Annotated in this window: 12 protein-coding genes and 1 pseudogene; 7 read left to right on the top strand and 6 right to left on the bottom strand. The window is 71.8% G+C overall.

The genetic code is table 11. From position 1 onward, the window contains the following. Positions 1-60 precede the first annotated feature (60 nt). The 3 genes from AB0J93_RS00125 to AB0J93_RS00115 all read left to right on the top strand — a co-directional run bounded on the left by AB0J93_RS00125 (position 61) and on the right by AB0J93_RS00115 (position 3,621). Entirely contained in the window at positions 61-1,293 is a 1,233-nt protein-coding gene (locus AB0J93_RS00125) for a serine hydrolase domain-containing protein (protein ID WP_363916553.1), read from the top strand. A gap of 133 nt (positions 1,294-1,426) precedes the next feature. Further along, complete coding sequence (locus AB0J93_RS00120; protein WP_363916551.1) at positions 1,427-2,071, top strand: NAD(P)H-binding protein; 645 nt, start codon at positions 1,427-1,429, stop codon at positions 2,069-2,071. A 188-nt stretch (positions 2,072-2,259) separates the two neighbouring features. Continuing rightward, positions 2,260-3,621, top strand: coding sequence for a M20/M25/M40 family metallo-hydrolase (locus tag AB0J93_RS00115; protein ID WP_363916549.1), 1,362 nt, complete (start codon positions 2,260-2,262; stop codon positions 3,619-3,621). A gap of 40 nt (positions 3,622-3,661) precedes the next feature. Here AB0J93_RS00115 and AB0J93_RS00110 read toward each other — a convergent pair whose 3' ends face one another. Continuing rightward, complete coding sequence (locus tag AB0J93_RS00110) at positions 3,662-4,126, bottom strand: PPOX class F420-dependent oxidoreductase (protein ID WP_363916547.1); 465 nt, start codon at positions 4,124-4,126, stop codon at positions 3,662-3,664. Between the two features lie 19 nt (positions 4,127-4,145). Continuing rightward, on the bottom strand, positions 4,146-4,775 hold the full coding sequence (locus tag AB0J93_RS00105) for a hypothetical protein (protein WP_269739628.1): 630 nt from the start codon (positions 4,773-4,775) through the stop codon (positions 4,146-4,148). A 302-nt stretch (positions 4,776-5,077) separates the two neighbouring features. Between AB0J93_RS00105 and AB0J93_RS00100 the strand changes: the two genes are divergently transcribed. Beyond that, positions 5,078-5,866 (top strand): D-Ala-D-Ala carboxypeptidase family metallohydrolase, encoded by a 789-nt coding sequence (locus AB0J93_RS00100; protein ID WP_363916545.1) that lies wholly within the window; start codon positions 5,078-5,080, stop codon positions 5,864-5,866. A 91-nt stretch (positions 5,867-5,957) separates the two neighbouring features. Here the strand turns inward: AB0J93_RS00100 and AB0J93_RS00095 are convergent, their stop codons facing one another. The 3 genes from AB0J93_RS00095 to AB0J93_RS00085 form a co-directional block, all read right to left on the bottom strand. Next, positions 5,958-6,491 carry a hypothetical protein gene (locus tag AB0J93_RS00095; protein WP_363916543.1) on the bottom strand — a complete coding sequence of 178 codons (534 nt, stop codon included), beginning with the start codon at positions 6,489-6,491 and terminating at the stop codon, positions 5,958-5,960. A gap of 92 nt (positions 6,492-6,583) precedes the next feature. Next, a complete protein-coding gene (locus AB0J93_RS00090; protein WP_363917630.1) occupies positions 6,584-7,285 on the bottom strand; it encodes a response regulator transcription factor in 702 nt (233 codons plus the stop codon). Between the two features lie 38 nt (positions 7,286-7,323). After that, positions 7,324-8,568: a histidine kinase gene (locus AB0J93_RS00085; RefSeq protein ID WP_363916541.1), complete on the bottom strand. Its 1,245-nt coding sequence runs from the start codon at positions 8,566-8,568 to the stop codon at positions 7,324-7,326. A 133-nt stretch (positions 8,569-8,701) separates the two neighbouring features. Here AB0J93_RS00085 and AB0J93_RS00080 point away from each other — a divergent pair, with 133 nt between their 5' ends. From AB0J93_RS00080 to AB0J93_RS00070, 3 genes are read left to right on the top strand one after another with little or no spacing between them, the layout of a single operon-like run. Continuing rightward, complete coding sequence (locus tag AB0J93_RS00080; protein WP_363916539.1) at positions 8,702-9,634, top strand: ATP-binding cassette domain-containing protein; 933 nt, start codon at positions 8,702-8,704, stop codon at positions 9,632-9,634. After that, entirely contained in the window at positions 9,631-10,419 is a 789-nt protein-coding gene (locus tag AB0J93_RS00075; protein ID WP_363916537.1) for an ABC transporter permease, read from the top strand. Before AB0J93_RS00080 ends, AB0J93_RS00075 begins: the two co-directional genes overlap by 4 nt. Continuing rightward, positions 10,416-11,117, top strand: coding sequence for a hypothetical protein (locus tag AB0J93_RS00070; protein ID WP_363916535.1), 702 nt, complete (start codon positions 10,416-10,418; stop codon positions 11,115-11,117). Before AB0J93_RS00075 ends, AB0J93_RS00070 begins: the two co-directional genes overlap by 4 nt. 180 nt (positions 11,118-11,297) lie before the next feature. Here the strand turns inward: AB0J93_RS00070 and AB0J93_RS00065 are convergent. Continuing rightward, a pseudogene (locus tag AB0J93_RS00065) lies at positions 11,298-12,623 on the bottom strand (M28 family peptidase); the annotation flags it as partial. Positions 12,624-12,777: the final 154 nt, after the last annotated feature.

The following is a 12,777-nucleotide window of genomic DNA, read 5'->3' as shown; positions in this document are numbered from 1 at the left end:
ACCAGTGACCCCGACAACATGCCTTCCCCGCCCCGCGTACCGGCCGGTAGGTTCCCTGGGGTGAGCATGGCACCCAGCATCGAGCCGGAGCAGGTCGGATTCGACCCGACGCGGCTGGCCCGGATCGACGAACACTTCGCCAGCTACGTCGACTCCGGCCGGCTCGCCGGCTGGCAGGCGGTGGTCACCCGGCGTGGCGAGATCGCGCACAGTTCGACGTACGGGTTGCGGGACCGCGAGGCGGGCACGCCGGTGCAGCCGGACACCCTCTGGCGGATCTACTCGATGACCAAGCCGGTCACCTCGGTCGCGGCGATGATGCTCTGGGAGGAGGGCCGCTTCGAGCTGACCGACGAGATCGGGCGCTGGCTGCCCGAGTTCGCCGACATGCGGGTCTACTCGAAGGGTTCGACACTCAAGCCGTACACCGTGCCGGCGATCGAGCCGATCCGGATCTGGCACCTGCTCACCCACACCGCCGGGCTGACCTACGGCTTCATGCAGACGTCGGTGGTCGACGGGCTGTACCGGGCCGCCGGCTACGACCTCTACCCGCCGGCCGAGGTCGACCTGGCCGGGGCCTGCCGGGCCTTCGGTGAGTTGCCGCTGCTGTTCCAGCCCGGCACCGCATGGGGCTACTCGGTCGCCACCGACGTGCTCGGCCGGCTGATCGAGGTGGTCTCCGGGCAGAGCCTGGACACCTTCCTGACCGAACGGATCCTGCGTCCGCTGGGCATGGGCGACACCCGCTGGCACGTCGAGGGCGCCGACGCCGAACGGCTGGCCGCCCTGTACGTGCCGGACCCGGCGTCCGGTCGCGCGGTACGTCACGACGCGCTGGGCGCGCTGGCGTACGAGAAGCCGGTGCTGCTCTCCGGCGGCGGTGGGCTGATCTCGTCGGCCGCCGACTACCACCGCTTCACCCAGCTGCTGCTGCGCGGCGGTGAGCTGGACGGCGCCCGTCTGCTCGGTCCCCGGACGGTGCGCTTCATGACTCGCAACCACCTGCCTGATGGGCAGGACCTGGGCACCCTGTCCACGGGCGGGTTCGCCGAGACCAACCTCGACGGCATCGGGTTCGGTCTCGGCTTCGCGGTCGTCGACGACCCCGTGCCGAGCCGGGTACCGAGCAGTGTCGGCGAGTACTACTGGGGCGGCGTGGCCAGCACCGCGTTCTGGGTCGACCCGGTCGAGGAGATCACCGCCATGTTCTTCACCCAGCTGATGCCGTCGAGTACCTGGCCGCTCCGCCCGCAGCTACGCCAGCTGGTCTACTCGGCGCTGGTCGACTGAGCGCCGGGATCGCCGTTCCACCGACGACCGGCGGGCGTGCTCCTTAGCCTGAAGGCGTGAGCGAGCTTGCGAGCGAACCATCAGGCACAGCAGCGGGCGCCTCGCGCCGCCGATCCGCGAAGCGGGCGGCGGCGTGAGTGACGTCGTCGTGTTCGGTGCGGCCGGCACCGCGGGTTCCCGGATCGTCAGGGAGGCGTTCAACCGAGGGCACCGGGTGGTGGCCGCGGTACGCCGCCCGGAGGCGGACGCGCCGTACCTGCCGGCCGGGGTTCGGGTCGTCACCGGGGACGCGACAAGTGAGCGGAGCGTGCGGGAACTCGCGCCGGAGGCGGATGCGCTGGTGGTGGCGATCGGCGGCGGCAACCGCACGCTGTGGCCCGACGCGGCGCGGGCCGTGCTCGACGCGTTGCGCGGGATGCCGGCGGCGCCTCGGGTGATCCACGTCGGCGGCGGTGCCACCCTGCTGAGCCCGGCGGGTACCCCGCTGCTCGACGACCCGGACTTTCCCGACGAGTACCGCGACGCCGCGTTGGGGCAGGCGGAGGCCCTGGATGTATACCGCTCCTCGGCCGACGGGGTGACCTGGACGTACGTCTGCCCGCCACCGCTGGAGTTCCACCCGGGCGAGCGCACCGGCCGGTACCGCACCGGCACCGACCAGCCGGTGACCGACGCGCGGGGCCGCAGCGTGCTCAGTTACGAGGACCTGGCGGTCGCGGTGGTCGACGAGATCGAGAACGAGCGCTTCCCGAACATGCGCTTCACCGCCGCGTACTGATCTCTGATCTTGAGCGCCGGCAGCCCGCCGGATAGATTCGAGTCTCTGTGACCCGGACGTCACACCCCTGACGCGCGGGTCGGACCTCGAATCAGGAGGGCGCCGTCTTGGCCTCGCTCGACGACACCGTGACAACCCCGCACGAATCGTCCCGCTCCACCGGATCAGGCTTGCTCGACCGGCGACGGATGTTGACCGTCGCACTCGGTGGCGCCGCCACCGTGGCGCTGCCCGCCCCCGCCTGGGCGGCCACCGGCCAGCGCCCGGGCGCGCACCGGCCCCCGGCCCTCACCCCGCAGGACCGGGTCGTCGTGGCCCAACTGTCGGCGCAGCGCGCCCTGCAACACCTGAAGGTGCTCTCCGAGGACATCGGCCCGCGGATCGGCGGCACCGACTCGGAGCGCCGGGCGGCGCACTACATCGCCGGCCAGCTCGACCGGCTGCGCTACGACACCACGCTGCAACCCTTCCCGGTCGCCGACAAGTTCCTCGCCCAGCTCAGCTCGCCGTCCGGGCTGCCCCGGGACCTGAACTGGCAGGTCGGGGCGAGCGGGCAGGCCGCGTTGGACACCAGGGTCACCGCCTCCGTGGTCGATGTCGGCGCGGGTACGCCCGGCGACTACCCGGCCGACGTCAGCGGCCGGATCGTGCTTGTGGACTATGTCGCGGCCCAGCGCGAACAGCTCGCCGCCACCGCCGTGGCGGCCGGTGCGGCAGCCGTGGTCTTCCTGCCGGCCGACCTGGTGGCGCCCCGTCGCGCGTCGGCGTTCTCCCCCACGCTGCCCGGCTCCGCCGCCGCGCCGCTGCCGATCCCGGTCGTCGGGGTGGCTCAGGCGCAGAAGCACCGGCTGCGCGCCCTGCTGGCGGCCGGGCCGCTCACCCTGACCATTGCCACCACCGCCCACCGGGGGCTGACCTCGCACAACGTGTTGGCCGAGCGACGCGGTCGGGCGGGTTGCGACGGGCCGGTCGTCATGGTCAGCGCCCACTACGACTCGGTCATCGGCGCTCCGGGCGCCAACGACGACGGCTCGGGCACCGTGCTCTGCCTGGAACTGGCCCGGGTGTTGAAGGCGGTACCGATCAATGCCACGGTGCGGTTCGCCCTGTGGGGCTCGGAGGAACAGGGGCTGATCGGTTCGCGCTACTACGTGGCCCAGCTGCCGCAGCCCGAACGGGACCGGATCCTCGCCGTCTATCAGAACGACATGGTCGCGACCAGCTGGGACCCGGCGACCCGGTACTGGCTGTTGTCGTTCACCGGCGAGAGCAACCGGGCCACCGACGAGGTCTCCGCCGCCGCCCGGCGACTCGGCTACGAGCCGCGGATCTCGCCGGTCACCCAGCGCGGCGCCAGCGACCACCAGTCATTCCAGGAGGTCGGCATCGCCAGCGCGAACTTCTCCTGGCGCGGCGAGGAGTCACCGGCGTTGCTGGAGCCGCCGTACCACAGCCCGGAGGACACCATCGCCAAGAACATCAGCCTGGAACGGCTCCAGGTGTCGATGGAACTGATCGGCTGCGCCACGTACGCGACGGCTCGGCGCTGAACCCCCGGCGGGGCGCGGCATCCGCCGTGCCCCGCCCGGGTCAGTCGGCCAGTCGAGCGGGAAATCCTCCGGTCGCCACCGGACCCCACCCGGTGATGGTGATCCTGATCAACGACTTGCCCTGCCGCCGCATCGCCTCGCGGTACTCGTCCCAGTCCGGGTGCTCGCCGGAGATGCTGCGGAAGTACTCCACCAGCGGTTCGAGGGCCTCGGGCAGGTCGAGCACCTCGGCCTGCCCGTCGATCTGCACCCACGGGCCGTTCCAGTCGTCGGAGAGCACACAGGCCGACACGCGAGGGTCGCGGCGGATGTTGGCGACCTTCGCCCGCTCCGGATAGCTGGAGATCACCAGCCGGCCTGCGGCGTCCACCCCGGCGGCGACGGGAGAGGACTGCGGTCGGCCGTCGGCGCGGGTGGTCATCAGCACCACCCGGTGCCGGGGTCGGAGAAACTCGACAAGTTCGTCCCGGTCGACCGGGGTGTTACGAGCGATCATGCGTGCCATCGCTCGTTTCTACCAGCACTCAGGCGTGCTGACCGGCGGACGGCTGGCTGGGTACGCGGGGGCGCAGCGACGGTCGCCAGGCCCGACCGTTGGCGTAGATGATCCGGAAGCCCAGGTACGAGGCGAGGGGTGCCCAGTGCGCCGAGCCCATCCGCAGCTCGGCGGCGTTGTGCCGGCGGCCGTTGGCGAGCACGTCGAGCAGGACGGTCTCGAAGGCCGCCGACTCGACCCAGTCGACCTCGCGGGTGAAGCCGCAGATCAACGCCGCGCCGGTGACGGCGAGGAAGTCCCGCAGCACCGGCTCGGGTGCGCGCAGCACCGAACAGCTGCCGAAGTAGAGGCGGCGTCCCTCGCAGCGCCCGGCCATCAACTCGGCCACCTCGGTGAGTTCGACCGAATGCCAGTCGGTGAGGCACAGCCGGTTCGGTTCGCCGTGCATGGCGAAGAAGCCGAGCCGGTGGTCGGCGTACTGCTTCAGCAGCCAGCGGTCGATGAAGTAGAACAGCTCGTCGCGGGTGGCCGCGTCCTTGTGGATGAAGCGGACCTTGCCCAGCCGTTCGAGCAGTTCCAGGGTGGGCAGCACGGATCCGCGCTCGTTGAGATCCCGGTGCCACTGGCCCTCGACGCAGAAGATGCCACCACGCGCCACGCCCGCCTCCCCGTCGTCGCCCGCGCTGACGTTACCGGGCCGGCAGGCTCGGAGAACATCACCCTCCGTGTCACCGGTTGCGACCTTCCGCGCCGAAATGGCATCTCTACGGCCCCTCACCACCGATTGCCGGTTTCTCAAACAGGACTAATTCCCAGCCGATCCTCAGGCATCGCGAATTGTGAGGACAATTCTCGTTAATCCCCTCCAATCGTTCGCTCCGGTGCGAGGGTGGATCCACGGGACAGCCCGGTCGAAGTCCCGGATGCCATCCCATTCACTCTCCTATCGGGAGGACTTCTGTGCGCGTACACACCTTGAAACGGGCAGTCGTCGCCCTCGCCCTGGCCCTGCCGGGCGCCGCGATCGCCTCGGTGGTCGCCGCGCCAGCGGCCCATGCGGACGGCTGCTACACCTGGGACCGCAACCTCTACCAGGGTCGCTCCGGCAGCGACGTGCGGGAGCTGCAACTACGGATAGCCGGCTGGGCCGGCAACAACAACGTCGTGGAACTCGACGGACGGTTCGGCCCGAAGACCGCCGCCGCGGTACGCCGCTTCCAGTCCGCGTACGGCCTCCGGGTCGACGGGATCGCCGGGCCGCAGACCTTCCGGAAGCTGTACCAGCTCCAGGACAACAACTGCACGCCCCGGCACTTCGCCTACCGCGAGATGGACGACGGCTGCGGCGGCAGCGGGTGGGACGGCGGCCCGCTGAGCACCACGCAGACCCGGCAGAACGCGCTGCGCACGATGTGGAAGCTGGAGGCGCTGCGCAAGAGCCTCGGCGACGATCCGCTGATCGTGACCAGCGGGTTCCGCAGCCGCACCTGCAACAACCGGGTGGGCGGGGCGTCGGACAGCCAGCACCTCTACGGCAACGCCGCCGACCTCATCTCGAACGACAAGTCGCTGTGCCAGATCGCCCGCCAGGCCCGCAACCACGGCTTCAGCGGCATCATCGGGCCCGGCGTGTCCGGCCACAACACCCACGTCCACGTGGACTCGCGGCGGGAGAACAACCAGGACCGCCACCCGAACAACACCTACTGGGCGGCGCCCAACTGCGGAATCCCCGCCGGGAACCGCTGATCGCACGGTGCATCGCGACGCCGGCCCGGGCGCGGGCGGGGAATGACCCCGCGCTCCGGGCCGGCGTCGTACCGCCGACGGGCGAGCCCGCTCAGCTCGCCCGCGGCCAGCGCGGCGCGGTGGCGGGGGGTGCCACCGGCCGGCCGGAGCCGGGCGTTCGCACACCGGTACGCCCGACCGGGGCGGCCACCCGGGGTGCCGGGCCACGCGCCGGGTATCCGGCGGCGCGGTCGGGCCGCCCCGGATGTCCAGCGGCCCGCGGCGGGTAACCGGCGGCCCGGTCGGTGCCAGCCGGACGTGCGGCGGGGGTACGTCCCGCCGACGGCCCGTTGATCAGGAACGGGAACGGCACGTGCACGAACGGATTCCCGTGCCGGATGAGGGCGTCGAGCTGACGCTCGTTGAGCCCGTGGTTCAGCAGTACCTTCCGACCCCAACGATGCAGCCGGCAGGGGAACCGGGCACCGTCGTTGCGGCACAGCGCCCCGGACGGCCACTCCTCGGCCGCGTGCACGACCACCGCCCGGACGGCCAGCCGGACATCCTCAGGGGTCAACGGCGTCGGGACCGGCAACTCACCCAGAATCTGATCGATGGGATCCGTCGACTGCTCATCAACTCGCACGGCAGACCTCCCGCAGCTCCGGTAGCGGTGCGCTTGAGCACCGCACCTCGGGCAGTGGTACGGCCACCGGAGCGGGATGGTTCAAACCGGTTTCAGACCAGCCCGGCGTCGTGTACGAGCAGGGCCACCTGCACCCGGTTGTTGAGCCCGAGACGGGTCAGCAGCCGCGACACGTACGCCTTGACGGTGGCCACGCTCATGTACAGCTCGGCGGCGATCTCGGCGTTGGTGCGCCCCATGCCCAGCGCCACGGCGACGGCACGTTCCCGCTCGGTCAGGCCCTCGATCAGCCGGGCGGCCCGGTCCCGTCGCGGGTCGGCCGCCGGTCCGGCCGTGACGTGCTCGATCAGGGTCCGGGTGACCGTCGGCGACAGGGTCGCCTCGCCGGCCGCCACCCGGCGCACCGCCCGCACGATCTCCACCGGCGGGGTGTCCTTCAGCAGGAACCCGCCGGCACCGGCCCGCAGCGCCCGCAGCACGTGCTCGTCCGCGTCGAACGTGGTCAGCACGAGCACCTCCGGCGGCCGGGGCAGCGCGCGCAGCGCCTCGGTGGCGGCCAGCCCGTCCAGCCGGGGCATCCGAATGTCCATCAGCACCACGTCCGGCCGGCACGCGGCGACGGCCCGGACGACCTCGCTACCGTCGGCCGCCTCGCCGACCACCTTCAGGTCGGGCGTACCGCCCAGGATCATCGACAACCCGGCGCGTACCAGCGCGTCGTCATCCACGATCAGGATCCGCACTTGGTGGTTGCCGCCGGCAGCGGGAGCGTCGGAGCCAGCCGCCGCCGGCACCGCGCCACTGCCCTCGGCGGCGGCCGGCACCGGGCCGGTCACGTCGCCGGCCACGGCAGCCACGCGGCCAACCGGAAGTCGCCCTGCTCGTCACTGCCGTGCTCCAGCCGGCCGCCGGCGAGACTGACCCGCTCGGCGATGCCGACCAGGCCGGTGCCGGTGCCGGGGATGGTCGTCCCGAACAGCTCGCCCACCGGCCTGCGGTTGCGGATCTCCACGCGCAGCCCGTCACCGGGTGCACCGCTGAGGCCGACGGTGACGGCGGCGCCGTGGGCGTGCTTGCGGGCGTTTGTGAGCCCCTCCTGCACGATGCGGTAGACGCTGCGTCCCACGGCCACCGGCAGGCGGTCCGGCGTCGACACCTGCTCCCGCAGGTCGACGCGGACCCCGGCAGCCCGGGACTCGGCGATCAGGGCGGGCAGGTCGTCGAGGGTCGGCTGGGGGCGTTCCGGGTCGTCGGGGAGCGAGGTCTCGGCCCGCAGCACGCCGATCACCTCGCGCAGGTCCTGAAGGGCGGCGTGCGCGCTGCCCCGGATCACCCCGGCGGCCCGGGCCACCTCCTGGGCGGGCGCGTCGGGTCGGAACTCCAGCGCCCCGGCGTGCAGGCTGAGCAGCGAGATCCGGTGGGCGAGCACGTCGTGCATCTCCCGGGCGATGCGGGTGCGCTCCAACTGCCGGGCCTGGGCGACGCGTAGTTGCTGCTCGGCCTCGGCCCGCTCGGCGCGCTCGCGCAGCGACAGCACCAGCTGCCGGCGCGCCCGCACGAACATCCCCCAGGCCAGCACCAGCAGGGTGATCACCACGCCCCAGAGGGTGGATATCCAGTACGGGCTGCCGGGCTCGGGACGCAGCAGGGCGAAGAAGAAGTTGGTGAAGAGCCCGGCCCCGGTGACGGCCAGAGCGACCGCAGTCCGACGGTGCACCACCACAGTGAAAAAGATGATCAACAGCGCGGCGGCGGACGCGATGGAGAACAGCCCCAGCGGCAGCGTCACCAGCGCCACTCCCACCGGCCAGCGACGCCGTAACCAGAGCGCCGCCGTGCAGAGCTGACCCAGGAGCGCGTCGCCCGCGATCATCCAGTCGTGGGGCAGCCGGTCGGCCAGCGCCGGGCTCGGTGAGGCGGCGTCGAAGGTGGCCAGCACCACCCAGGCCAGACAGGCCAGGAACGCGAGGCTGTCGACCAGCCAGTCGCGGGGGGTGCGCCGCGACCGGCGGCCCACCCCAGGGTCCAGCGCCCCGGGCAGCAGACCCGGGTGATCGAGTACGACGGCGCTGGTCACAGGCGCAATGGTAGGCAGCCGGTCGGGCACCGGACCAGCTACCAAAGTCGAGACCTGAGTATCGACCTTGGTCCGCGCGGGGCAGACCGATGGCCGCTGCGGGTGGCCGGCCGGCTCAGACAGGCTCACCGACATGATCGCCATACATCAGCTCACCAAACGGTACGGGCGGCACACCGCCGTCGAGGACGTGTCGTTCCACTGCGAACCGGGCACGGTCACCGGTTTCCTGGGCCCCAACGGGGCCGGCAAGTCCACCACCATGCGCATGATCTGCGGGCTCACCCCACCGACCGCCGGCACCGCCACCGTCGACGGTCAGCCGTACCGGCAGCTGCCCAACCCGGGCCGTACGGTCGGGGTGCTGCTGGACGCCTCCGCCCAGCACGCCGGGCGGACCGGCCGGGAGGCGCTGACCGTGGCCGCGTCGACGATGGGCGTCGACCGGCACCGGGTCGGTGCGGTGCTCGACCGGGTGGGGCTGGGCCCGACGGCGGCCCGGCGGCGGGTGCGGGCGTACTCGCTGGGCATGCGTCAGCGGCTCGGCCTGGCACACGCGTTGCTGGGTGACCCCCGGGTGCTGATCCTTGACGAGCCGGCCAACGGCCTGGACCCGGAAGGGATCTTCTGGATGCGTGGCCTGCTCCGGGACTTCGCCGACCGGGGCGGCACCGTGCTGCTCTCCTCCCACCTGCTACGCGAGGTGGAGGCGGTCGCGGACCGGCTGGTGGTCATCGGGGGTGGCCGGATCGTGGCCCAGGGCGGCAAGGACGAGTTGCTGGCCGGTGCCGGCACCGTGGTGCGGGCCCGCGACGGTGCGGCGTTGCGGGCCGCGCTGCAGCGGGCCGGCCTGACGGTCAGCGAGGGCTCCGAGGGCCTGCTGGTCGGCGCCGACACCGACGCGGTCGGTGAGGTCGCGCTGAGCGCCGGGCTGGTCCTCACCGAGCTGCGTCCGGCCGGCGGCGGTGGCCTGGAACAGCTGTTCCTCACCCTGACCGCCACCGCGGCGGGCCCCGTCATGCACTCCACCACCAGCACCGAACCGACCGGGGAGGTCGTCCGATGACCACCGTCAGCACCGCACCAGAGGTCACCCCGGGTCACCGCCCGGGCGAGCACCGACCGTCGCTGGCCCGGCTGACCGCCGTGGAGCTGCGCAAGCTCGTCGACACCCGGGCCGGTCGCTGGTTGCTGATCACCATCGGCCTGATCAGCGCCGTGATCGTCGCGCTCCTCCTGGTGTACGCCGAAGCACCGGAACAGAACTTCACAATCTTCTTCACCACCGCGCTGCTGCCGGTCGGGGTGCTCCTTCCGGTGCTCGGCATCCTGTCGATCACCAGTGAGTGGTCCCAGCGCACCGCACTCACCACGTTCGCCCTGGTGCCCCGCCGGGAACGGGTGATCACCGCCAAGCTCGTCGCGGTGGTGCTGGCGGCGCTCGGGGCGGTGCTGAGCAGCCTGGCGTTCGCCGCCGTCGGCACGGCGATCGCCGGTGCCACGGGTGGCGCGGGCACCTGGCGGATCGAGGCGGCCCTGGTGGCGCACGCCGTGGTGTTCCAGGTGGCGAGCGTGCTGATGGGCGCGGGGTTCGGGCTGCTGCTGTTGAACACCCCGCTGGCCATCGTGACCTACCTGGTACTGCCGATCATCTGGTCGATCGTGGGAGAACTGGTCCGGCCGCTGAACCGCGCGGCCGAGTGGCTGGACACCGGGCGGACCATGGAGCCGCTGTTCACGGCCGAGGTGACCGTTGGGCAGTGGCAGCGACTGGCGGTGTCACTGCTGCTGTGGTTGGTCGTGCCGGTGGTCGCCGGTACGGTCCGCACCATGCGGCGGGAGGTGGCGTGAGGGCGTACGGGACGCCGACAGTGGTAAGCGGTGGCGTCGCCGAACTGGTCGTGCTCTGGGGTGGGATCCCGCTGGTCGGCGGCGCGCTGGGTGGGTTGCTGGTGGCCGGGGCGGGTTGGGTGGCCGACCTGCCCTGGGCTCCGGCGCAGGGCCTGTTCCGCGCCGTCGACGGCCTGCCCGACCGGTACGCCCTGCCCGGTGGGGTGGCGGTCGGCATCCTGGTCGGGCTGGTCATCGCCGCCATCGGCACCGCCGAGCGGGTACGCGTGACCGTCTCCGGCACCGGGGTGCGGCTGCGTCAGGGCAGCTCCGAACGGGAGATCGAACGACGGGACACCCGGGCGGTCTACCTGGACGGCAAGAACCTGGTGCTGCTCGACGCGGACGACGCCGAGCTGGCCCGGCAGTCCAGCGACCTGCCGGCCAACCAACTGGCCGAAGCTTTCCGGGAGCACGGTTGGCCGTGGGCGGAGGCGGATCCGCACCGCGCGGCGTACCGGCTCTGGGTGCCCGACCTGCCCGGCCTGCCGGCCGGCGCCGATGCGCTGCTGCGGGCCCGGCGGGAGGCGTTGGAGCACGACCGGGGCGGCGAGGCCAAGGAGCTGCGCGCCGAACTGTCCCGCTACGGCGTGGTGATCCGCGACGACGGCAAACGACAGCACTTCCGGCTGACCCGCCGCGCCGCACTGCCCGACTGACCCGGCGGGCCGAACCCCGGCGACAGGGGTCCGGCCCACCGGGCGGACGAGCGGTTACCTCCAGTGGTGGCCGTGCTTGTGGCCATGACCGTGCTTGTGGCCGTGCTTACCCTTGCCCTTGCCGGGCGTCGTCACGCCGTTCACCTTCGAGGTGTCGTACGCGAACGTGATCACAGCGGTGGCGATGGCGTCGGCGTTGACGTCGAGCGCGAAGACGTTCACGTTGCCCTGCAGCTTGTACTTCTTGCCCAGCGCCTGGTAGATGTCGGCGTCGCCGCCGTCGGCGACCGGCGTACGGCTGTCGCAGGCCTGGTGGTAGCAAGGGTCGTAGGAGACCCCGGCCAGCCCACCGAAGAGCGCGACCTCGTCCTCCGTCTTGACGCCCTCGGCCCCGGTGAACAGGCCACCGGCCGGAATGTCGACACCGGCGGCGATGAACGCGCCGTAGTCCGAGCGCCCGGTGAAGTCAGACGGCACGGTGGGCAGCTTGCGGGAGGCGAAGAACTTCTCGAACACCTTCTCGATCTCCGCCGAACCCTCCGGACCCGGGCCGGAGCCCTGCTCGGCGGAGTCGTCGCCGTCGTACACCCCGAACACGTAGTTCGGCGAGCCGACCATGTCGAAGTTGAGGTAGAGGGCGATGTCCGCGATCTGTTGCTCGGTCAGGCTGTCCACGTAGTACTGCGAGCCGACCAGGCCCGCCTCCTCCGCGCCCCACCAGGCGAACCGGACGGCGTTCTTCGGCTTCACCTTCGCCATCTGCAACGCCACCTCAAGCAGCGCCGCGCTGCCGGTGCCGTTGTCGTTGTAGCCCGGCCCGGCCGGGTCCGAGTCGAGGTGTGCGCCGGCCATGACCACGTTGTCGGTGCGGCCGTGCCGGGTCTGCGCGAAGACGTTCTCGGTGCTGCGGATCTCCGAGGTGGTGTCGGCCTCGATCCGCAGCACCAGGCCGTCGGTGGCCGCGAACTGCTCACCGCTGTAGTACGACACGGAGACCGCCGGGATGCCGACCGGGGCGCCGAGGGTGCCGGCGTACAGGTCGTAGCGATCCGCGTTGGCCTCCGGCGTACCGTTGCCCTGATTCATGATGATCGCGCCGACGGCGCCGGCCGCCTCGGCGTTGACCACCTTGTCGCCGAACGCACAGGTGCCCCGCTGCATCAGCGCGACCTTGCCGGCCACGTCGACGCCGGCGAAGTCGCTCGCCTCGCAGCCGGAGGACGAGGCGCGCGGCGGGTCGAGGGCGAGGTCGACCGGGACGACCGCTCCCTGGGCGGTGCCGTCGCCGGAGTAGCTCATCAGCTCGTAGTCGACGCCCTCGGTGTACGTGGTCGGGCTCGGCGACACCTGGGCGAACGACGAGCCGAACTCCTCGTAGAACGCGAAGTCGAACTGCTGCCGGGTCACCTGGTAGCCGGCCTTCTTCAACTGCCGGGCCACGTAGTCGGCGCTGGCGTCGTAACCCGGGGTGCCGGAGGCGCGGGTGCCGGCGTTGGCGTCGGCGATGGCCTGGAAGGTGTCGAGGTGCTTGAGCACCCCCTTGACCGTCACCGCCTTGGTCAGCTTCTTGGCCGAGTTGTTGTTCGGGCTGGCCAACGCCGGGCTTACCAGCGCTGTCGTGCCCAGGAGCGTGCCGGCTGCGATGGCAGCGAGCACTTTC

Source organism: Micromonospora sp. NPDC049374 (assembly GCF_040677165.1).
GTDB lineage: Bacteria > Actinomycetota > Actinomycetes > Mycobacteriales > Micromonosporaceae > Micromonospora.
The sequence above is the reverse complement of the archived record's forward strand: the minus strand, read 5'-3'. Positions and strand labels throughout refer to the sequence as shown.